Raw genomic sequence first — 21,665 nt, 5'->3', positions numbered from 1 at the left:
GCAAAGCTCTTCTTCGTGCGGGTCACGCGGGGCAAGCGGTACAGGCGATTCCAGCAGGCAGGGCAGGCAGGGCAGGCAGGGCAGGCAGGGCAGGCAAGGCAGGCAGGGCGGGCGGGCCGGGCGGGGCGGCTCCGGGGAGCGGTGGTCGTCCTCGTGCCCGCCCTCGTCATGCTCGCCGTCGGCCTGTGGGGCGTCGTACGCGGCAACGTCTGGCGCGACGAGGGCGTCACGCTCCAGGTGGCGCGCCGCTCGCTGCCCGAGATCTGGCGGCTCCTTCGCACCGTGGACGCGGTGCACGGCCTCTACTACCTGCTCATGCACACCGTGCTCCCGGCCGACGCGGGCGAGCTCGCGCTGCGCCTTCCGTCCGTGTTCGCGGCGGCCGCCACCGCCGGGCTCGTCGCCGCCGTCGGGGCGCGCCTCGCCCGCCCGCGCGTCGGCCTGTGGGCGGGCCTGCTGTACGCGGTGACCCCGCTCGCCGGGCAGTACGCGCAGCAGGGCCGCTCCTACGCGCTCGTCGCCGCCGGGGCGGCCCTCGCCACGCTGCTGCTCGTCCGGGCCGCCGAGCACCCGGAGCGGCCCTGGCCGTGGTGCGCGTACGCCGCCGTGAGCACCGCGACCGTGCTCCTGCACGAACTCGCCGGGCTGCTGCTCGCCGCGCACGCCGCGGCCCTGCTGCTCGGGCGCGCCGCACCCCGCGTGCGGCGGGCCTGGGCGGGCGCCGCGGTCCCTGCCGCGCTGGCCCTGGTGCCGCTCGCCCTCGTCTCGCACCGGCAGGCGGCGCAGGTCGGCTGGCTGCGGCCGCCCGACGGCACGGCCGCGGTGCGGCTCCTGCGGGAGTTCACCGGGCCGACGCTCGCCGTCCTCGCCGCCGAACTGGCCCTGGCCGCGCTCGCCCTGTGCGGCCCCTGGACCGGCCGCCGCGCCGGGCTCCCCCTCCAGGCGGTGGCCCTGCCGCTGCTCGTCGTGCCGCCCGCCGCGCTGCTCGCGGTGTCGCAGCAGTGGCCGCTGTACCACGCGCGGTACGTGCTGTTCGCGCTCGCGGGCGGGCCGTTGCTGGTGGCGGCGGGTGCCGACCGGGCGGTGCGGGCGTTCGCGGGCGGGCGCGGCCGCGGTGCCGTGGCCGCCGCCGGCGCGCTCGCCGTCGGCTGCGTCTTCTGGTGGCAGTTCCCCTTGCACCGCGGCGACCGGGCCGCCGGGCGCGGCGAGGACCACGCGGCGCTCGCCGCCGTCGCCGCCCGCGAACTGCGCCCCGGCGACCCGGTCCTGTACCTGCCGCTCATCGCCCGCCGCGTCCCGCTCACCTACCCCGACGCCTTCCACGGCGTACGGGACGTGGCCCTGCGGACCTCGGGCGCCGCGTCCGGCACGCTCTACGGCCGCGAGGCGGGCCCCGCCGAACTGCGCCGCAGGCTCGCGGGCGTGGACCGCCTCTGGGTGCTCTCCGAGGCGGGCCCGCTGCGGGGCGCGGCCGGAGACCGGGGCGGCACGGAGGGCGTCAAGCTCGCCGTGCTGCGCGGGGAGTTCACCCGGCGCGCCGAGTACGTCACGGTCGGCGGGGCGCTGCGGCTCTACGTACGCCGCTGACCGGACCCGCCGACCCGGGCGAGGACCTCTCCGGTACGCGGCCCCCACGCCACCACCACCGCCTCCGGCGGCACCCGCTGCGCCGGGTCGAGCAGCAGCCAGCGCACGGCGTAGCGGCGCACGACGGCGGCGCGCTCGGCGCGGGTCGACTCCGGCGCGAGGTACGCCCGCACCGCGCGCAGGCGCCGCCCGCGCTCCTCCTCGGCGAGCGAGGTGTCCGGCCAGGCGGGCGCGACGAGGTTGGCGCCGAAGGCCGGGAGCGAGCGCGTGGGCCGGTAGCCGTCGGTGAGCACCACGTCGCCGGGGTGCATCCGGGCGGCCGCCCAGGCGTAGCCGGGCCAGCGCGGCGGCTGGTCGAAGCCCACCGGGTCGAGGGCCCGGGGCACCACCGCCCCCGCCTGGACCTGGCAGAACCCGACGGCCGCCCCGAGCGCGGCCGCCCCCGCGAGCGCGGCGCGGCGCGTCCCCCACGGGCGGGGTGCCGCCAGCTCGATCGCCAGGGCGAACTGGAGGGGCACCAGGGTGAGGCCGAGGATGCGGCCGTACGTGTAGTGGCCGCTGAGCCAGCCGTAGGCGACGACCGCGCAGTCGAGGGCGAACATCAGGACCAGGGGGTCCCGGTGGTCGCGGCGCCAGCGGGCCGCGAGGGCGGGGAGGCCCAGGGCCGCCAGCCAGAAGCGCGCGGGCAGCTCTGTGTAGAGCTGTCTGTGGATGCCGTCGACGCTTTGGTCTCCGACCAGGGTGAACGGGTTGAAGTAGGGCCAGGTTGTCGCTACTGCCACGGCGGCCGTGGCGGCCAGGGCCCAGCCCGCTGCGGCACGTGGCCGCCTGCGGCGGGCGACCGCGAAGGATGCCACGCCGATCACCGCCGCCACCGATGAGATCGGGTGGATGAGCAGGATCAGGCCGCACAGCGCGCCCAGGCCCCCGTACCCCCACAGCGACTTCGGGCCCGTGGCCGTCCAGGCCCAAGCCCAGAACGTCAGGCCGATGGCGAAGGTCGACGGGTAGCCGAGGTTGCCCGTCATCGACAGCAGGCCCAGGTAGCCGCTCCACCAGGCCGTGCGGGTGCCCCACAGGAGGACCATCGCGGCGAGGGCGAGGACCGGGGCCCAGGGCCGGGGCGTGAGGGCGCGGACGAAGCGGCCCAGGCCGGTGAGCAGGACGAGCAGGTTGACCGGCCCGGCGAGCTTGACCGTCTCCCAGCCGGTCAGGCCGGTGGCTTCGGCGAACAGGGCCTGGGCGACGGCGTAGGGGGAGTAGTACGCGCTGCCGTCGCCCGGCAGGTCCGCCATCGGGTGGGCGGGGTGCAGCAGGTCGGCCTTGAGGCGTTCGACGACCGCCGCGTGCTGGCCGAAGTCGCAGCACATCGGGACCCGCCAGTACGCGAGCGTCATGCCGAGCCAGAACAGGCCGCCGAAGACCAGGAACGGCGTCGGCCGCCACAGCCGTCCGGGGCCGGAGGCCGTGGCGCCCGCCGGGACGCGCCCGGTCAGGAGCGCGGTCACCGCATGAGCCTCTCCGCGACGCGGGCCGCCGCCCGGCCGTCGTCGAGGTCGCAGTACTCCGCGCGGAAGGACGCGTAGGCGGGGGCGTGCCGGGCGGTGACCGCGTCGAGGTCGCGCAGGGCGGCCACGACGTCGGCGGTGGAGGCGAGCAGCGGCCCGGGCGCGCGGGTCTCGAAGTCGAGGTAGAAGCCGCGCACGGTGTCGCGGTAGTGCTCCAGGTCGTAGGCGTGGAACAGCATCGGGCGGCCGGTGTGCGCGAAGTCGAACATCAGGGACGAGTAGTCGGTGACCAGGACGTCGGCGACGAGCAGGAGTTCGGCGGCGCGGGGGTGGGAGCTGACGTCGCGCACGAAGGGCGCGCGGGCGCCGGGGAGGCGGCCGGAGGTGAGCGGGTGCTTGCGGACGAGCAGGACGTGGTCGTCGCCGAGGGCGTGTTCGACGGCGCGGAAGTCGAGGGCGGCCTCGTAGCGGAAGCGGCCGGGCGCGGCGGCGAGGTGGTCGCGGTACGTCGGCGCGTACAGGACGACCCGCTTGCCGGGGGGCAGGCCGAGGTCGCGCCGCACGCGCTCGGCGACCTTGGCGCGGTCGGCGGCGAACAGCACGTCGTTGCGCGGCGACCCGGCTTCCAGGACCTCACCGTCGTAGGCGAGGGCGCGGCCCAGGTGCCCGGTGGCGAAGCGGTTGGGGGAGACCAGGACGTTCCACTGCCGGGCCAGGCGCGGCAGCGCGTCGAGGTGGCCGTGGTCGGCGTACAGGGTGTCGGTCAGATCGGTGCCGAGGCGCTTGAGCGGGGCGCCGTGCCAGGTCTGCACGACGGTCTGGCCGGGGCGCCGCTCGAAGAAGTCCGGCAGGTGCCCCGCGGTGACGACGCGGCGGCAGCGGGCCAGGGCCTCGTACCAGGCGGCGCTGTGCTCCTCCACGCCGCGCGCGCCGGGCGGCACCGGCGTCTGCTGGTCGTGCGTGACCCACAGGTGCTCGACGTCGGCGCCGCGCCGCACGAGTTCGTCGTGGACGGCGCGCGGCGAGTCGCCGTCGAGGTACAGGACCGCGTCGCGCAGGGACTTGGCGCGCTCCCTCGGGTAGTGCTCGGTGCGCAGCCGGTGGCGCCGGTACGCGCCGCGTTCGGTGCGCGCGAGCACGGACCCGGCCTCGATCAGGAGCCGGTCGCCGAAGCGTCGGTCGACGGTGAATTCCCGCCCGCCTACGGTGCGGTGCTCCGGCAGGGCCGCGCCGAGGGAGGCGAGGACCCGCACGGGCACGCCGGGGCCGCCGTGCCCGGCCTCCCGCAGGAAGGCGTACCAGCGGCCCTGCCGCAGCGTGCCGCCGCCGGGGGCGAGGGCCGCGCGGAAGCGGCCGCCGACGCGCTCCACCGGCACGGTCACCTCGTCGTCGCGGCCGCTGTGGCGCAGCACGAGTTCGGCGGTGGGCCAGCTGGCGGGCGTGGCCGTGCCCTCCACGGTGAGGCCGCCGTCGTCGGTCCAGGCCAGGCGGTCGGCGACGGGTTGCCGGGTGAGTTCGACGACGAGGCGGCCCTGGTCGTCGGCGGTGGCGCACAGCTCGCGGCCGGGCCGGGACGCGTACCGCCCCGGCGGCAGGCCGAGGGCGGCGGCGAGCGGCACCCGCTTGCCGTCGGGCAGCTCCAGGCGGGCCTGCCAGCGGTCGCCGTGCGGGGGCTCGACCTGGGCGGGCGCGTGCTGCGGGGCGGGCGGCACGTCCTCCAGGTCGGCGAGGCGGATCCGGGTGTCGAAGCGGTCGCCCACGACCGTGACCGGGTAGGTGAACTCGGCGCGGCCGTCGCTCAGCCGCAGCGTCCGCGGGCGGGCGTCGCCGGTGAGCGTGCCGGTGAGCACGGCGTGGCCGTCGTCGAGGCGGTGGGCGTCCACGCGCGCCGCGTACTCCTGGACGCGCAGGACGAGCCGCCCCTTGCTGAAGCCCGCCGTCAGACGGAGCCCGTCGCCGAGGTCGCGGACCAGGGACTGGGTGCCCGCGCCGTCCTGGGCGCGCACGGCGGCGCGCCGCACCGTGCCGTGGCCCGCGACGACCACGCCGAGCAGCCAGTTCCCCGGCTGCCAGCGGCCGCCGGTCCTCAGGCGCTCGGGGTCGACGGTCATCTCGAAGCCGGACAGGTCGTAGCTGTGCAGCTGCTGGCGCGAGGCCTCGGTGGCCTCGGGCAGGGAGACCGTGCGGGTGGGCACGCGGCGGAACCTGCCCTTGCTGTGGGCGGACTTGAGGAGCCCGGTCTTCACGCTCCGCGCGGGGCGGTCCGCCGGGAGGTTGCGCACGTACGCGTAGCCGCGAAGGCGCAGCCTCCCCTCGGCGTCCCAGGAGGCCTCGCGCAGCCGGGCCACGACGGGCAGTTCGCCGCGGCCGAGCCGGGTCAGCCCGCGCGGCAGCGCGCCGACGCCGGGGAACGCGGCGTGCCGCCGGCGGGCGCCGCGCACCGTGAACACGCCCTTGCCGCCCTGGCGTTCGCGGGCGAGCAGCGCGATCAGCTCGTCGGTGCGCCGCTCGCGCACCAGCTGCCACTTCACCCGCAGGTCCACGGGGAGCCGCCGGACGAGCTCCGGGTCCGCGGCGCCCAGGAACTCCGCGGTGCCGTCGAGGAACGCGGCCCGGTACTCGGGCCCGCCCATCGGCAGCCCCTCCAGGAAGTACACGAAGTCGTCGCGCAGGCAGGAGGCGTCGTACGTCGCCTTGAGGCCGGGCGCGTGCTCGCCGAGGAAGGCGCTGACGTGCGCGCAGGCCGCGATCCGGTCGCGCACGCCCTTGACGTCGGTGCGCCGCCGCGTGATGGAGCCCTCGCGCACCCGCCAGTAGTAGACGTGGTCGCTCAGCACGTCCACGGCCTCGGCGAGGAAGTGCGCGGGGATCATCACCGGCGTGTCCTCGTACAGCCTGCCCTCGGGGAAGACGAAGCCGTGCTGGTCCCAGAACGCCCTGCGGAACATCTTGTTCCAGGCGACGCGGTCGGCGAGGAGCGCGAGGTCGCGGCCGATGTGCGTGCGGGTGCGCGGCTCGGTGAGCCACTGGTACTGCCAGGCCTGCGAGCGGCCGCGCTCGGTGAGCCGCCACACGTTGCCGGTGGCGAAGTCGGAGCCGCTGATGTCCAGGCTCGCGATCATCCGGGCGTACGCGCCGTCCGGCACGACGTCGTCGCTGTCCGCGAACGTCAGATAGGCGGCGCCCGGACTCGCGTGCCGCACGCCGGTGTTGCGGGCGGCGCTCAGACCCGCGTTGGGCTGGCGCACATAGACGAACCGCGGGTCGCGGGCGGCGAAGGCGCGCGCGATGTCCGGGCTCGCGTCGGTGGAGCCGTCGTCGACGAGGATGACCTCCAGGCGGCCGGAGGAGCCGGGGTCGTCCTCGGGGCCCGGTGTCTGCCGGGCGATCGACTCCAGGCACTCCTCAAGGAACTCCTCGACGTTGTAGATGGGTACGACGACGCTGAGTCGGGGCTGCACGGGCGACCGGCCTTTCCTGGGCGTACAGGGGCAATACGTCCATTACGGGCGTATCCCTCCCGTTTTCCCGGCCGTGTCGCCCTTGTTGACGCCGATCACCCCTACGAGTGAGGGTTCTTCGGCGGTCCGTACGCATTGGCTACCGTCGGTGCGCATGTCGCGCTTCTCCGTAGTCGTGCCCGTCCACCGCGTCCAGGGCTATCTCAGGGAGTGCCTTGACTCGGTGCTCGACCAGTCCTTCGGCGACCTCGAACTGATCGTCGTCGACGACGCCTCCCCCGACGGCTGCGCGGACATCGCCGCCGCCTACGCGCGCCGCGACCCGCGCGCGCACCTCGTCCGGCTGCCCGAGAGCCGGGGCCCGGGGCCCGCCCGCGACGCCGGGGCCGCCCGCGCCACCGGGGCCTATCTGCTCTTCCTCGACGGCGACGACCTGCTCCTGCCCGGCGCGCTCGGCGCCGCCGACACCGCGCTCACCGGGGCGGGCGACCCGGACGTCCTGCTGTTCGGACACGACAGGCTCAACTGGTGGGGCGACGTGCGCGCCGGACGCGACGACCTGACCGGCGACCCGCTCGCCGTGACACCGGCCGCCTGGAACCGCGTCGTACGGCGGGAGTTCTGGACCGGCCGGCGCCTGGCGTTCTCGGCGGGCCCCTACGAGGACGTGGTGCCCGCGCACCGGGCGACCCTCCAGGCCGGGGACCGCGTCGCCACGCTCGACCGGGTGTGCGTGCGCTGGCGGGAGCGGCGCGTCGGCGGCTTCGCCAACGCCCCGGGCGAGCGGCACCTCACCGTGATCGAGCGCTACGAGGAACTGTTCACCGGCACCTACGACGCCCCGGACGCCGTCGCCCGGCTCTACCCGCACGCCGTACGCCATTTGCTCGCCGTCCTCGGCGACCCCGGGCGCGTCGCCCCGCGCGACCGGCCGGAGTTCTTCCGCCGCGCGGCCCCGCTGCTCGGCGCGCACCGCCCGCCGGGCCACGAACCCGCCTCGGCCGAGGAGCGCGCCCTGGCCGACGGCTCCCACCGCGCCTACGAACGCCTGGAGCGGTCCGCGAGCCGGGGCGCCGCCCTGCGCGCCCAGCTCGCCCGGCGCAAGAAGCAGCTCGCCGCCCGCGTCAAGCGCACCGCCTACCGCGCCGAGCTGCGCACCGCCCGCCTCGACCCGGAACTCGCCGTCTACGGGGCGTACTGGAACCGCGGCGTCGCCTGCAACCCGGCCGCCATCCACGCCAAGGCCCGCGAACTCGCCCCGCACGTCAGGGGCGTCTTCGTCGTCTCGTACCACCACCGGCACCGGGTCCCGCCCGGCGTCGACCACGTGCTCGCGGGCTCGCTCGGCTACTGGCGGGCCATGGCCCGCGCCACGTACCTGATCAACAACTCCAGCTTCCCCGGCGGCTTCACCAAGCGCCCGGGCCAGGTCTACCTCCAGACCCACCACGGCACGCCCCTGAAGAAGATGGGCATGGACCAGCGGCGCTACCCCGCGAGCACGCACAACCTCAGCTTCCAGCGCCTCATGGACCACGTCGACCAGTGGGACTTCAGCCTCTCCGCCAACCCGCACTCCACCGAGACCTGGGAGCGCGTCTACCCGTCCGCGTCCTACCGCGCCCTGGAGCTCGGCTACCCGCGCAACGACGTGTACTTCACGGCGACGGGCGACGACGTGCGCCGCGTCCGCAAGGAACTCGGCGTCGACGACGGCCGCACGGTCCTCCTGTACGCGCCCACGCACCGCGACTACCAGAAGGGCTTCCTGCCCCGCCTCGACCTGGAGCGCCTCGCCGCCGCGCTCGGCCCCGCGTACGTGGTCCTCGTCCGCGCCCACTACTTCTACGGCGCCGACGCGGGCCTCGCAGCGCACCCCGGCCTGCTCGACGTGACCGGGCACCCGCGCGTGGAGGACCTCTGCCTGGCCGCCGACGCCCTGGTGACGGACTACTCCTCGCTGATGTTCGACTACGCCTGCCTGGACCGCCCGATCGTCACCTACGCCCCGGACTGGCAGGCCTACCGGCTCGCCCGCGGCACGTACTTCGACCTCCTGTCGGGCCACGAGGGCGACACCCCGGGCGCGGTCGCCACCACGGAGGACGACCTCATCGCCCTGTTCCGCGACAACGCCTGGGACACCCCCGACACCACCCGCCTGCGGTCCGCCTTCCGGGCCCGCTTCTGCCCGTACGACGACGGGGGAGCGGCGGAGCGGGTGGTCCGACATCTGTTCCTGACAGGGGCTTGAGGGGGGAGCGCCCCTTAGGGGCGCTCCCTCAGGGGCGCGGGGCTGTATCGATGTGCGGCTCCGCCGCGTGGGCGCGACCAGCTCCCACCGACCCGCACCCGCTCAACACTCCTGACGCCGCAGTACCAACCGCGCAACCACAACAACCAGCACAACCCACAGAAGCAGAACCCCACCACCGGCCAGGGGGGTCAGGTCGCCCGCGTCCTGATGCCCCTGCATCAAGCGAAGCCCGGCCCGGTCCGGCAGCAGCCGGGCGAGCGGCCGCAGCCGAGGCGCCGTGGCCATCACCCCGGAGACAACGAACAGCAGCGGAAGGAGAATCCCCAGCGCGGTCATGGAGCGCCGCACCATGAACGTAAGAGCACCGGAGAGAACGGCGAGCAACCCGGCATACGCCCCCGCACCGGCCACGGCGCGCACCCCGGCCCCGCTCAAGGGCAGCCCCGCGCCGAGCACCGCGCTCCCCGAGCCCAGCGCGAGCACCCCGGTGACAAGGCCCCAGGCGAGCCCGACGAGGCCGAGCACCGCGAGCTTCGCGGCGAGCAGCAGCCCGCGGCGGGGCACGGCGGCGAGGGTGGTGCGGATCATCCCGGTGCCGTACTCGTTGCCGACGGCGAGCACCGCGAGGATCACCAGGGGCACCTGACCGAACTGCAAGCCGGTGAACGGCAGTCCCACCGGGTCGAGTTCGCGCTGCCGCCCGGCGTCCGCGGCCCGGTACTCGGGGCCGATCAGGGCGCAGAACAGCAAGCCCACGGCGACGGTCAGGGCGGTGCCGAGCGCGAGCAGGGTCCAGGTGGAGCGCACGGAGCGGAGCTTGATCCACTCGGCGGCGAGCAGGTCACGCATGGGCTACCGCCTCCTTCCGGGGGGCGTCGGTCGTGGGGGCGGTCGCGCGGTACTCGGCGGCGCGCTCGGTCAGACGCAGGTACGCCTCCTCCAACGACGGCCGCACGGGCGTGAGTTCGTGCACGCTCCAGGCGTGCGCGGCGGCGACGTCCCCGATGCGGGCGCCGGTCAGGCCGGTCACGGTCGCGGTGTCCGGCTCGTCGTCGTACGCCACCTGGGCGCCCGCGGCGCGCAGGGCGGGCGCGAGCGCGTCGAGCCGCGGCGACACCAGGCGGACGGCGGCCGGGCCCGCCGTGAGGAGCGAGGCCATGTCGCCGTCGGCGAGGACCCGGCCCCGGCCGATCACCAGGACGTGGTCGGCGGTGACCGCCATCTCGTGCATGAGGTGACTGGAGACCAGGACCGTACGGCCCTCGTCGGCGAGGGCGCGCAGGAGCTTGCGCAGCCACTGGATGCCCTCGGGGTCCAGGCCGTTCATGGGCTCGTCGAGCAGCAGCACCTCGGGGTCGCCGAGGAGCGTCACCGCGATGCCGAGCCGCTGCCGCATGCCCAGCGAGAAGCCGCGCACGGGCCTGCGCGCGGCCGTCGCGAGGCCCACCAGGCCGAGGACCTCGTCCACGCGCGCCAAGGGGATGCGGTGCGTGCGCGCCAGCCAGGCGAGGTGCGCGCGGGGGCTGCGCGCCGGGTGGCAGGCCGACGCGTCGAGGAGGGCGCCCACCGTGCGCAGCGGGTCGCGCAGCTGCGCGTACGGCACGCCGCGCACCAGGGCGCTGCCCGCGTCGGGGGTGCCGAGGCCGAGGACCATCCGCAGCGTGGTGCTCTTGCCCGCGCCGTTGGGCCCGAGGAACGCGGTGACGCTGCCGGGCGCGGCCGTGAACGACAGGCCGTCCAGGACGCGGCGGCCGCCGTAGGACTTGACCAGGTCGCGGACCTCGATCACGCGGCGGCCTCCAGGGTCAGGGTGCGGTCCACCAGGCCCGCGACCGAGGTGTCGGAGTGCGAGACGACGACGAGCGTGCGGCCCTCGGCCCGCCACCGGGCCAGGTCCTCGCGGACGGCGCTCTCGGCGGCCGTGTCCAGGCCGTTGAACGGCTCGTCGAGCAGGACGAGCCGGGGCGCGTGGGCGGTCGCGCAGACGTAGCCGAGCTTCTTGCGCTGGCCGAGGGAGAGTTCGCCGACGAGCACGTCGAGCCGCTCGCCGAGCCCGAGGGCCGCCGCGCGTTCGCGCAGCTCACCCGCGGGCACGCCCCAGACCCCCGCGGTGAACCCCAGCTGCTCGGCCGCGGTGAGGTGTTCGTACAGCGGCGGCGGCTCCTGCACATAGCCGCGCAGGGCCCGCACCGCCGGGTCGCCGGGCGGCCGGCCGTCCACGGCGACGCGGCCCGCGTCGGGCGCGGTGAGCCCGGCGATGACCCGCAGGAGCGTGCTCTTGCCGCTGCCGTTCGGCCCGGCGACGCGGACGGACTCGCCCGGGGCGACACGGGCGCTCAGGCCGCTGAGGACGTCCGCCGGGCCCCGGCGGACGACGAGGTCGTCGATGACTATCACTGGAGCGCTCCGGCTTTCTGCTGGCGGGCGGGTGATGCGGCGGCCGCGGCGGGCGCCGCAACGGGGTCGGGCAGGTCGCGGGCCGCGACGGCGCGCAGCGCGGTCCAGGCGCCCGCGAGACAGAGCGCGAGCAGCGCGCCGTGCGCGAGGCGGGCCGCGGTGCCGTCGGCGAGGGCCTGGCAGAGCCCGGCGCCCGCCGTGACCGGCACGGTCAGCAGGGCCACGAACACGCCCTCGGTGACGTCCGCCGCCGGTGCCCGCGTCACCCGGCCGTCGGCGAAGGTCTCGGCGCGCGGTACGCAGGAATAGGTGAGGACCGTGGCGCAGCCCGCGCCGCAGGCCACGGCGGCGAGCGCGAGCAGGGTCTGGGCCCAGGCGGCCGCGCCGCGCACCCCGCACAGCGCGGCCGCGCCCAGCGCGAACGGGCCGATCGCCGCGCCGACCGCCGCGGTCGCCGCCCACGCCTTCGCCGCCACCCAGGTGCCCGTGGGGCGCGGCGACTGGCGCAGCGCGTCCCAGCACTCCCGGTCCGCCTCGATGCCGCAGACCTGCACGACCTCGCTCGTCGTGATCAGCGCGGCCGCCACGAACAGGGCGCCGACGGCGGCGGGGGGCAGCTGCCACACCGGCTGACCGTTCGTCACCACGACGGCCGCGCAGGCCGCGCCGACGAACACGCCGAACCGCTGGAGCCGCAGCAGACCGCCGACGGTCTCCGGGTGCCCGCGGAGCAGCCGCAGCCGGGTCACGCGCCACACCGCGCGGTACGGGGACGCGGGCCAGGCGCCCGTGGAGCCGGTGGCCGCGCGGGCGGCCGGGCCCGCGGCCGCGTCACGACGGACCGTGGCCCGCACCCGCAGCACGGCGAAGGCGGCCAGGAGCAGCGTGAGCACGGCGTACCCGGCGACGGCGGCGCCGAGGGCGTCCGGCTCGTGCAGGTCCGTCCACAGCTGGGGACGCGAGGCCGTCACGGCGTCCCCGAGCAGCCGGGCCACGTCCTGCTCGGACGGCCCCGAGCCGCCCCCGAGCGCACGCACGAACGGCGCGGCCACGACGCCGACGAGGCCGCCGCCCACCAGGGCGACGGCCAGGCGCGGCAGATGCGGCACGCGCACCACGCGGACCATGAGCGCCGTCACCAGGGCCACGCGCAGCGCGACGCCACTGACCGCCGCGCCCACCGCGTGCGCCGCGAGGACCGGCAGGGCGGCGCGCCCCTCGGCCCCGGCCGCGAGCCACGGCACGGCGATGGCGGCCGCGGCGACGAGCAGCCCCGCCGCGACCCCGGCCGCGGGGACGACGAGCCGGGCGGTCACCAGCTGGGCGCGCGACACCGGCAGCGTGTGCAGCACGCTCGCGTCGGGCGGACTCACCAGGGCGCGGGCCCTGGCCGGTTCCGCGCTGAAGAGCTGGAAGAGGAACCACAGGGCCACGGGTGTCCAGGTCCACGTGGCCAGGTCCGTCCGCAGGCCCGGTCCCGGCGGCGCCAGGACGCCGAGGGTGCGGCCGAGCACGACCAGGGTGCCGAGCACCGCGGCCGCGCCCGCGCAGACGACGACGCGCGCCGCCGCCCGGCGGCGCCGCGCCGAAGGGCCCGTACCGGCGAGGAGGTTGAGGCGCCGCCGGGTGTCGGCGAGCCACAGGGCGTACACGGTGCGCGGCCAGGCGCCGGGGCGGGCCGTCATGCCGCCTCACCGGCGCGGGCCCCGCCGAACCGCTCGGCGGGGCAGAGCACGGTGGCGGGCACGATCAGCGCGACGAAGGCCGCGGCGAGCAGCTTGGGCGCCGTAGCGGACGGCAGGTACAGACCGAGGATGCCGAGCGGGGCCCACCACAGCACCCCGCCGACGATCATCAGGACGCTGCCCCAGCGCGCCACGGCGACGAGCAGTCCCACGGCGAGCAGGACGACACCGCTGATCAGCCAGACGACGCTGAGCAGATGGAGGACGTCCACGACGTCGTCGGGGTCGCCGCTCAGATCGGCCGAGGCCTCGACGGCCCGGCGCGTCGCGTCGGCCGTGGCCCGGAACGCGGCGAAGTACGCCACCGCGCACACCCCGGCGGCCGCCGCGAGCACCCCGCCCGCGATCCGCACCCCGGGCCGGGCGATGCCGTCCACGACCACGGTCCAGCAGCGCAGCGCGAACCGCAGGAGCCGGGGGTTTCCCAGGGTGGCGAAGAAGAGGCGGTGCAGCATGGTTCTCCGGGGGCGGTGGGACGTCAGGAGGGGAGCAGCCCGAGCGCGGTGGCGTAGACGGCGGTGACCGCGGCGGCGACGGCCGCGGCGCGCGGCAGGGCGGCACCGGCGGCGCGGCCCGCGAGCAGCAGTGCGCAGGGCAGCAGGGGAAGCCAGGCGTCGAGGTGCGTCACCGTGGGCACGGCCCGCGAGACGTCGTGGCCGAGCGCGAGGCCCGCCGCGGTCCAGGCGGTGAGCTTGGCGAGGACGAAGGCGACCCAGCCGAGCGTGAACGCCCGCCGCAGGCGGGTGAAGTCGCCGCTCACGTCCGCGGTGGGCAGGGTGCCGGGCAGCGGCAGGTGGCGCGCGGCGACCGCGCCGAGCGCGCCCACGAGGACGCCGAGCAGGCCGAGCGTCAGGACGTTGGCGAGCAGGCTGGTGCACCAGGCGATGCTGGTGCCGATGCCGATGGCGCCCTCGGACGCGCTGTCGATGCGCTCCACGACCTGGTCGTGGATCTCGCCCCACAGCGGCACGCTGAACCCGGCCGTGGCGACGACGAGCGCGCTCACGCCGAGGGCGTGGCCGCGCCGGGTCAGCAGGCGCCGGCCGAAGGGGCCGCGCGCGGGCGGGGGCGCGGGCGCCGCGCCGGGGGCGTCGTCGTCGAAGGCGGGCAGCCCCGCCACACCGTTCGCCCTGGTGGTGCCGGTCGTCCCGGTAGTCCCGCTCATGCTCCCCATCCCGATCGTGCCGCCCGTCTCAAAAGGTCTCACTGGCACCGAATGCCCCATCGCCCACGGCCTCACAGGCCGTGGAGGCCCCGCCTGCCGCGGAAGCCGGAGCCCCGCCGCCCGCAGCCGCCCCGCTCGTCGGGGCAGGCCCGGTCGTCGCGAAACCCTCGGGCATCACGAAGGCCTCGGCCAAGGCGGCGGCCCCGGTCGTCACGGGCGCCTCCGCCCTCACGTGCTCACCCATGTCTCCACCGCCGCGGCCAGGGTCAGGCCCGCCAGGGACACGCCCCACAGCAGGCACGCGTCCTGGAAGCCGAAGCGGTCCCGTGTGCCGCGCTCCCGCGCGGGCCGTCGCCCGAGTCCGGCGCGCGCCCACGTCACGAGCGGCACCAGACCGGCCGCCGCGGCGAGCGCCAGGCAGGCCAGTTCGAGGGGCATGTGCGGCAGCAGATGGCGTACGACGCCCTGCGTGCCGAGGACCGCGCTGCCCTGGCCCCAGTAGTAGCCCGCGAGCGTCCCGGTCAGGAGCGTGAGCGGGATCGTCATGACGCCGAGCGTGGCGACGCCGAGGAAGAGGGCCGCCGAGACGCCGACGTTGCGCGCGAGGATCTCCGCGAACAGGCCCCAGTCGGCCTGTTTGGGGGCCCGGCTCACCCCGGTCGGGTCGGCGGGCGCGAACCACCAGCCCGCGCCGAACGCGGCGAGCCACAGCAGGGCGCCGCTGACCACGGCGGGCCACTGCCGCCGGAAGGGTCCCGTCACCGCGGACCTCAAGCCGCCCACGGCCGAGGGCCGGGCGATCGGCCCGGTCGTCGTATCCATCTGCCCTCGCGTCTCCGTGCCCTCGGTGTTGCCGGTCGGTCCCGCCGGGACCCCGCACGCGCGGGGTCCCGGCCGGATGCGCTGCCTCGGGACTTAGGCGACGACGGCCTTCTTGCCGCCCTTCTTGATGGCCTGCTTGACGCCCCAGATGATCACGGAGCCGACGGCCAGGCCGCCGGAGACCAGGCCGATCGCCGAGGCGACGTCCATGCCCGTCATGATCGACTGGTAGACGACGTTCGCGGAGTCCTTGCTCATGTTGAGCACGTTCTTCAGGAAGAACGGGGTGGCCGTGGCGGCCACCATGAAGGCGCCGAACACGGTGGCGGTGACGGCGGCGGTGGTCAGGGGACGGCGGGTGGCCGAGCGGTTCATGTCGCGTGTTCCTTCGGATCGATTCATTACGATCGGACGCGTGCCCGCCCCGATTGGCGCGGGGCGGGCACGTCCGTTACCGGGCCCGGCGAGAGCGCCGGACCCGGTAACGATCTTGTGGGGGAACCGGAGCGCGCCCTACTGCCTGTTGACGGGGCCGTTCGGCAGTTACCAGTGCGTAGGGGTGTTAAATCCGGACATACGCACAGGAGTTGATCGAGCTCTCATGTGAGCGCATCGCCGCACGTCAACGCGGCACCGCTGGGGTAGGTTGAAGCCCGACCACATATTGACGACTTCTTGACTAATGGATCGCTCGGGGGAGCCATGCTGAACGTGACGGTCGCGCACCACCACCCGTTGATCCGCAGGGGGCTCGCGCAGTCCCTCGCGGACGGCGGGGAATTCACGGTCACCTCATACGGAGACGTCGACGGGGTGCTCGCGTGGGTGCGGGCCCAGCCGGACTCGGTCGTCCTGGCGTCGCGGATCCTGCCCGGCATCGACCGGCTGCTCGACGCGGTCAGGGGCGGCGAACTGTCCCGCGTCCCCGTCGCGCTGCTCGGCGAGGCCGCCGTCACCCGCCCCACCGTCGTCGGCGTGCCGCCCGGCGTCTCCGGCTACCTCCCGGAGGACGCCGACGTCAGCGCCCTCGCACACGCCGTGCACACCCTCGCCTCCGGGGCCGCCGTGCTGCCCGCCGCGTGGATCCACCGCGCCGGCGCCACCACCGCCCGGGCCGAGTCCCGCGATGCGCACAGCGGGGCGCCGCTCTCGCTGCGCGAGCGGGAGGTCCTCGCCCTGGTGGGCGAGGGCCTGACGAACCAGCAGATCGGCCGGCGCCTCGGCCTCAGCGCCGGGACCGTCAAGTCCTACATCAGCGCCGTGTACGCGAAGTGCGGCGTGGACAACCGCGTCCAGGCCGCGCTCTTCGCCCACGGCATCGAGGTCTCTGCGGCCTAGGCCCCCGAGGCCCGCTCGAAGGGCGACGGCACCGGGAAGTACGCCGTGAGGAACGCCCGCAGGGCGAGGGCCGACTCCTCGTCCGCCACGTCGCCGCCGGGCGTCTCGCCGACGCAGAACGCGGTCTTGGCGCGGGACTGGAGCAGCTGCCCGAGGCGGGCGTGGTCGGCGCGCTCGGCGATGTCCACGAAGTCGTACGCGAGGGAGCCGGGCACGGCCCGGCCCGTCAGATACGCGTAGTGCTGGAACAGCGACGAGACGACGGAGTGGTCGCCCGTGCCCCGGAAGGGGTTGCGGGCGGTCGCCGCCAGCTCGTCGGCGTACCGCTCGGCCAGCTCCGCGAGGACGTCGCGCCGCAGCGCGTACGGCACGTGCAGCAGGCAGTGCGTCGCGGTGCGGCCGAAGTCGCGGCGCAGCAGCGCCCGGTTGTTCTTCGCGGCGGCCAGATAGCCCTCGTCGGCCGCGGACACCGGCAGATCGGGCACGGACACCGACGACCAGAAGAACCGGGCGAGCCCCGACGGCAGGAAGAACGTGTCCGGGGTCGTGGGGCGGCCCAGGAACATGTCGTCGTTGAAGTACAGGAAGTGCTCCGACAGGCCCTCGATCCGGTGCAGCTGGGTCTCGATGGCGTGCGAGTTGAACGTCGGCAGACAGCCGTCCGGGTCCGCGAAGAGGTCGCGGTGGTCCACCACCGTCAGACCCGGGTGGGTCCCGTCCAGCCACGCCGGGACCTGGCCCGCCGTGACCAGGTACACGTGCCGCACCCAGGGCGCGTACATCGCGAGGGACCGCAGGGAGTACCGGAGTTCGTCGCGGTTGCGGAAGCGGACCGCGCCGGTGTCGGCCGACGCGCCGTCGTCCCCGCCGCCCAGGGCGGCGGCGCGGGCCGCGCGCCAGGCCGGGTCGGAGTCGTCGACCCAGGTGTAGACGGCGTCGACGGGGAAGTCGACGTCCTTCATGAGCAGCCGCGCGAAGACGTCGAGGCTCGGGTACTCCCGCGCCCCGACCCGCAGCCGCGCCGTGGGCGTCAGGGACGGCAGCTCCGCCCCGGCGAGCGTGCTCCCGAACGGCGCCCGCCACACCCGCCCGCTCCCCTCCGGCTCGCCGGTGCGCGTCCAGAACGCCACCGTGCACGCCTGCTGCACGCCGTGGCGCAGCGAGAGCGTCGTCGTGGTGACCGGCTTGAAGACCTTGATGCCCGCCATCTCGCCGACGCCGTCGAGGCGTTCGGCGAGCACCACGCCGGGCGCGGCGTCGCGCGGCGCCACGAGCTCGGCGTACACGGCCCGGCCGTGCAGCGCCTCGGTCAGCGCCTTCAGGGCGGCGTCGCGGTGGTCGTCGGCGACGGCGAGCGTGTACGCGGTCGAGCCGCCGTTCGTCCGCACCAGGACGTACGGCACCTCCCGCGCGTCGAGGGCGGCCGCGGTCAGGTCCAGGTTCCAGGCGGCCATGTCGGCGGTGCGGACGTCGTCGCGCCGCTCGGCGAGCCGCCCCACCGAACGGATCAGACCGCCGTCGGCCGCCAGGATCTCCTCCTCGCGGGCCCGCTCGTCGGCGGGCGCGGGCGCGTCGAGGGTGTGCGGCGCGGTCGGCCGGAAGCCCGGGCCGCCGGACGCGACGCCCAGCGCCACCCGGTCCGCGCGCTCCGCGAGCCGCTCCGGCCGGTCGCGGCCCGCGACGAGCCGCGCGTACAGCTCCTCCCACAGCGCGGTCACGCGCTCCGAGGAGAAGCGGGCGTACACGCCCTCGCGGGCGGCCCGCGCGTACCCGAGCCGGGTGGCGTCGTCGGACATCAACTCGGCCATGGCGGCGGCAAGGCGCTCGATCTCGCCGGGCGGCACGAGCAGGCCGTCCACGCGGTGCCGCACGATCTCGGCGGGCCCCGTCATGACGTCGTACGCCACCACCGGCACGCCCGCCGCGAGGGCTTCGAGCAGCACCAGCGGGAACGCCTCGTTGTGGCCCGCCGTCATCAGGGTCAGGCCCGCCTTGGCCCACTCGGCGGCCATGTCCTGGCAGGGGCCGAGGAGTTCGACCCGGTCCTGGAGGCCGAAGGCGTCCACCAGGCGGCGCAGGCTCGGCTCGCGGTGTCCGCCGCCGAAGATCCGCAAGCTCCAGTCCGGGTGCGCCTCGGCGAGCCGCGCGAAGGCGCGGACCGCGTGGTCGACCCGCTTCTCGCCGGTGAGCCGCGCGGCCATCACGATGACCTTGCTGCCGCCGTCGGCGCGCGGCCTGAAGCCGTCCGGGACCGCGTTGGGGATCACCGCGAGCTCCGGCGCCGTCGCGCCGAGGGACTCCGCGATCCACTCCCGGGTCCGCTCCGTCAGCGTCACCAGGGCGTCCAGGCGCGGCGCGAAGAGCAGCAGCGGCTCACCGGACGGGCCGCGGCGCTGGGTCGGCCGGTGCTCCTGGTGCACGGTCACCACGCGCCCCGGCACCAGCCGCACGGCCGCGGCGAGCAGCGCGGGCGTCGTGGTGACCAGGACGTCCGTGTCCAGCTCGGTCAGCGCCGCCGTCAGCTCCACGTCCGCCAGCCGGTCGAACGCCGACTCCCAGGAGCGCGCGATCAGTTCGCTGGGCAGCGCGGCCAGTGCCCGGCAGGCCGCCTCGTCGAGCCGCGAGCCGCGCACCGGCCGCTCCGGCGTCACCGTGCGGTCCACCAGATAGCGCACGGCCAGGCCCCGCGCCTCGGGGAAGAACGGCTCGGCCCGGGTGCGGAAGACCGAGAGGACCTCCACGTCGTGCCGCTCGGCCAGGTGCAGCGCCTGGGTGTACGTGGCGAGTTCGGTGCCGCCCATCTCGTCTCCCCAGCCGAGGAGGTACGTGATCTTCATGAGGTCTCCTTCTGCTCCAGGTCCCGCCCCAGGTCCAGACAGGTCACGGCGAACGCGCCGGACGCGGTGACGTGCGGATGGGCCCGCACCAGACCGCCGCCCTCCAGCGCGACGAGCCGGAACGGCGTGGGGAACGCCGACGGCAGATCCCGTACGTCGGTCAGCCAGCGCCCCAGCGGCAGGTCGCCCACGCGGAAGTCCCACACCCACTGGCCGGGCCCCGCCCCGGCCATCGCCGCCAGCGGCAGCGCGAAGCGGAACCGGTCGCCGTCCCACTCGGGCCGCACCGGCACGGCCAGGCCGTCCCGCCGCCGCACCGCACTGGCCCGCCGCTCCGCGCGCGCCGCGACCATCCGGCCGTGCACCGTGATGCCGTCCCCGCGCGGCTCGAACCGCACCAGTTCCGCGCGCGGCCGCGACCGCGTGACCTGCACCGCGGCCCGCCCGCCCCGGCAGCGCACGAGCCGCAGGAGCGTGCCGGTGCGCGGGTGCGGGGCGTGCGGGAGCGTCGGGCCCGGCGGCCCCGGTACGTCGGCCGGGGCGAGCCCCTGACGGCGTACGCGGCCGTCGGCGCCGGTCGTCTCCACCGTCAGGCGCCACACGCCCTCACCCAGGACGGGCCCGGCGCCGCCCTCGCCCGCGGCGGCGTCCCGCAGGCTGACGGTCGCCGTGAGCAGCGCCGCCTCCGCTTCGAACGCGAGCGGTACGCGGAAGCGGCGGGGGCCTCGGCTGATCAGGAGCCGCGCGGCGGCCGGGGGCGGGGCCGGGGCGGGCAGGGCGAGGTTGAGGGTGCGGCTGTCCCTGAGCGACAGGTGGACGGGCGCGAGCGGTGCGTCGCCGCTCCGGCCCTGGCGGCCCGCGGTGGCCCGCTCCGCCCGGAACCTGGCCCGGCGTGCGGCCCCCCGCGCCCTCCGGGCGAGCCCCCCGACAAGAAAGGTCTGCATCGCCCCACTTTGCCCCCTCTCCCTCCCCGCCCCTCGGACCGCCGCGCCTACCCTCCCCGGCTCCGCGAAGCCGCCCCCCAACGCGTGGCACCTCACGTACCCCCACCGCCGACGGGCCTTTCCCACCCACCCACCCGTCCCTCCCGGCTTCGCGGAGCCGGACCCCGACGCGTGGCGCTGCGCCCCAGCGTCCGCCCCCACCGCTACCGCGGTGACCTTTCCCGCCCACCCACCCGAATCCCCCCTGCCTTGCGGGGCTGGGCCCCGACGCGTGGCGCTTGCAGGTGGCGCCCCACGGATCCCTTCCCTCGCCCCCAACCCGGGCGGGGGCGGGTGGCGGGCCCGCCCCGCGCTGCGGCCTGGGGCCGTCTCGTGGGCTGGGCCCGGTCAGGCCACGGGTGGGGGCGGGTGGCGGGTCCGCCCCGCGCGTTCGGGTGCCCGGCGGTGGGCGGCTGCCCCGCAGTGGGGTCCGCGCCCCTACCCCTCCCTGTTGTGGGCCATCGTTCCGCAGGGCGAGTGGGGCATCCCCTGCTCGAGCGGAGCCGAGGGCTCGGGGACGGGTGGGCACAGCACCAGGTGCCGCCAAGCCGTTCAACGGGGGCGCAAGCCCAACTGCCGCGCGCCCGTAGCGCAGGACCCCCAGCAAAGGGCCCCGGCAGCACCCCCGCCCCGGCCCCGGAGCGCCCCGCCCCGCCCGGCAGGGCTCAGCGCCTGCGGCCCGGGAGGAGTGCTGCCAGGCCCCGGCCGCGGGGGCGGCGGGTGCGGTGGGGGCCCGGGTCCGGCTGGCGGGGCGGGGCCGTGGGGGCGTACCGGGACCGGGGATGGGCCGGGGTGCGGGCCTTGCGGCCGCTGATGCGGATCATCGGGTGCCCGGCCACCTCCTCGGCCCCGTGCCACATGTCGTCCCGCCCCTTCAGGAGCCGCCCCAGCTCCCCGTGCACGGCCTCGTACCGCCCCCACGTCCCGTAGAACTTCGTCGCCGTGATGCACAGCGGCTTCAGCCCCGTCGTGGCGACGGCCCCCCACGTGGCGGCGGCCACGCCGGGACAGTGCTCGGCCCGGAAGTCGTCGAGGACGACGATCCCGTCCGGCGTGAGCAGCTCGCGCGCCGCCGCGATGTCGGCGTGCACGTGCTCGTACAGGTGCGAGGCGTCGATGTGGACGAAGCGGCAGCTCCCCCCGGGCACGTGCGTGGCGATGCCGGCCGAGGGGGCCTGCACGACCTCGGGCAGCTCGTCGTGGAAGGAGCGGTAGTTGGCCTCGAAGGCGCGCCGGGTCAGCGTCGCGTACGAGCGGCCCATCTCCTTGGAGTTCGCGTCGTCGGGCGCGGGCGAGTCGAACAGGTCGCAGACCGTGAAGGTCTCGTCGGGCCGCAGATAGGACCCCATGAAGATCGCGCTCTTGCCCAGGTAGGCGCCGAGTTCGAGCAGGTCGCCCGATTCGCCGAGGTCCAGCTGACGGCTGAGGAACCAGTCGAAGAGCACTTGGTCGGCCGGGTGGAACCAGCCCTTCACGTCGGAGAAGGCGGTGGGCACGGGCAGGTCGTCCGTCTCCTCGGCGGACGCGGGCGCGGACGTGGGCACGGAAGCGGAGGCTTCGGGCAT

Annotated in this window: 16 protein-coding genes; 3 read left to right on the top strand and 13 right to left on the bottom strand. The window is 76.0% G+C overall.

Features of this window, described 5'->3' with window-relative positions; all coding sequences use genetic code 11:
• The first annotated feature begins 141 nt into the window (after positions 1–141).
• Positions 142–1,587, top strand: coding sequence for a glycosyltransferase family 39 protein (locus tag MQV74_RS17380; RefSeq protein ID WP_242718699.1), 1,446 nt, complete (start codon positions 142–144; stop codon positions 1,585–1,587).
• On the opposite strand, the gene MQV74_RS17375 is transcribed toward MQV74_RS17380, so the two are convergent.
• Positions 1,572–3,095 carry a hypothetical protein gene (locus MQV74_RS17375; protein WP_242718697.1) on the bottom strand — a complete coding sequence of 508 codons (1,524 nt, stop codon included), beginning with the start codon at positions 3,093–3,095 and terminating at the stop codon, positions 1,572–1,574. The genes MQV74_RS17380 and MQV74_RS17375 overlap by 16 nt on opposite strands.
• Positions 3,092–6,556 (bottom strand): bifunctional glycosyltransferase/CDP-glycerol:glycerophosphate glycerophosphotransferase, encoded by a 3,465-nt coding sequence (locus MQV74_RS17370; protein ID WP_242718695.1) that lies wholly within the window; start codon positions 6,554–6,556, stop codon positions 3,092–3,094. Before MQV74_RS17370 ends, MQV74_RS17375 begins: the two co-directional genes overlap by 4 nt.
• Before the next feature lie 154 nt (positions 6,557–6,710).
• Between MQV74_RS17370 and MQV74_RS17365 the strand changes: the two genes are divergently transcribed.
• Entirely contained in the window at positions 6,711–8,810 is a 2,100-nt protein-coding gene (locus tag MQV74_RS17365; protein WP_242718693.1) for a bifunctional glycosyltransferase/CDP-glycerol:glycerophosphate glycerophosphotransferase, read from the top strand.
• Positions 8,811–8,912: 102 nt separating this feature from the next.
• Here the strand turns inward: MQV74_RS17365 and MQV74_RS17360 are convergent, their stop codons facing one another.
• From MQV74_RS17360 to MQV74_RS17325, 8 genes are all read right to left on the bottom strand, one after another.
• On the bottom strand, positions 8,913–9,662 hold the full coding sequence (locus MQV74_RS17360) for an ABC transporter permease (RefSeq protein ID WP_242718691.1): 750 nt from the start codon (positions 9,660–9,662) through the stop codon (positions 8,913–8,915).
• Positions 9,655–10,602 (bottom strand): ABC transporter ATP-binding protein, encoded by a 948-nt coding sequence (locus MQV74_RS17355; RefSeq protein ID WP_242718689.1) that lies wholly within the window; start codon positions 10,600–10,602, stop codon positions 9,655–9,657. The genes MQV74_RS17360 and MQV74_RS17355 overlap by 8 nt, the downstream gene beginning before the upstream one ends.
• Positions 10,599–11,210, bottom strand: a complete 612-nt coding sequence (locus tag MQV74_RS17350; protein WP_242718687.1) for an ABC transporter ATP-binding protein — start codon at positions 11,208–11,210, stop codon at positions 10,599–10,601. The genes MQV74_RS17355 and MQV74_RS17350 overlap by 4 nt, the downstream gene beginning before the upstream one ends.
• A complete protein-coding gene (locus MQV74_RS17345; RefSeq protein WP_242718685.1) occupies positions 11,207–12,895 on the bottom strand; it encodes a hypothetical protein in 1,689 nt (562 codons plus the stop codon). Before MQV74_RS17345 ends, MQV74_RS17350 begins: the two co-directional genes overlap by 4 nt.
• Positions 12,892–13,410, bottom strand: a complete 519-nt coding sequence (locus MQV74_RS17340; protein ID WP_242718683.1) for a hypothetical protein — start codon at positions 13,408–13,410, stop codon at positions 12,892–12,894. Before MQV74_RS17340 ends, MQV74_RS17345 begins: the two co-directional genes overlap by 4 nt.
• A 23-nt stretch (positions 13,411–13,433) precedes the next feature.
• Complete coding sequence (locus tag MQV74_RS17335) at positions 13,434–14,120, bottom strand: hypothetical protein (RefSeq protein WP_242718681.1); 687 nt, start codon at positions 14,118–14,120, stop codon at positions 13,434–13,436.
• Between the two features lie 228 nt (positions 14,121–14,348).
• Complete coding sequence (locus MQV74_RS17330; protein ID WP_242718679.1) at positions 14,349–14,942, bottom strand: stage II sporulation protein M; 594 nt, start codon at positions 14,940–14,942, stop codon at positions 14,349–14,351.
• Positions 14,943–15,035: 93 nt separating this feature from the next.
• On the bottom strand, positions 15,036–15,317 hold the full coding sequence (locus MQV74_RS17325) for a hypothetical protein (protein WP_138960023.1): 282 nt from the start codon (positions 15,315–15,317) through the stop codon (positions 15,036–15,038).
• 327 nt (positions 15,318–15,644) lie between these two features.
• On the opposite strand from MQV74_RS17325, the gene MQV74_RS17320 reads away from it, so the two are divergent.
• Positions 15,645–16,280, top strand: coding sequence for a response regulator transcription factor (locus MQV74_RS17320; protein ID WP_242718677.1), 636 nt, complete (start codon positions 15,645–15,647; stop codon positions 16,278–16,280).
• On the opposite strand, the gene MQV74_RS17315 is transcribed toward MQV74_RS17320, so the two are convergent.
• From MQV74_RS17315 to MQV74_RS17305, 3 genes are all read right to left on the bottom strand, one after another.
• A complete protein-coding gene (locus MQV74_RS17315; RefSeq protein WP_242718675.1) occupies positions 16,277–19,117 on the bottom strand; it encodes a stealth conserved region 3 domain-containing protein in 2,841 nt (946 codons plus the stop codon). The genes MQV74_RS17320 and MQV74_RS17315 overlap by 4 nt on opposite strands.
• Complete coding sequence (locus MQV74_RS17310) at positions 19,114–20,061, bottom strand: hypothetical protein (protein WP_242718673.1); 948 nt, start codon at positions 20,059–20,061, stop codon at positions 19,114–19,116. The genes MQV74_RS17315 and MQV74_RS17310 overlap by 4 nt, the downstream gene beginning before the upstream one ends.
• A gap of 704 nt (positions 20,062–20,765) precedes the next feature.
• Positions 20,766–21,665 carry a class I SAM-dependent methyltransferase gene (locus MQV74_RS17305; RefSeq protein ID WP_242718671.1) on the bottom strand — a complete coding sequence of 300 codons (900 nt, stop codon included), beginning with the start codon at positions 21,663–21,665 and terminating at the stop codon, positions 20,766–20,768.

The organism is Streptomyces sp. AN091965 (assembly GCF_022698285.1).
In the GTDB taxonomy this organism is placed as follows: Bacteria; Actinomycetota; Actinomycetes; order Streptomycetales; family Streptomycetaceae; genus Streptomyces.
Note: the sequence above shows the minus strand (reverse complement) of the source record. Positions and strands in the feature narration are given on the sequence as shown.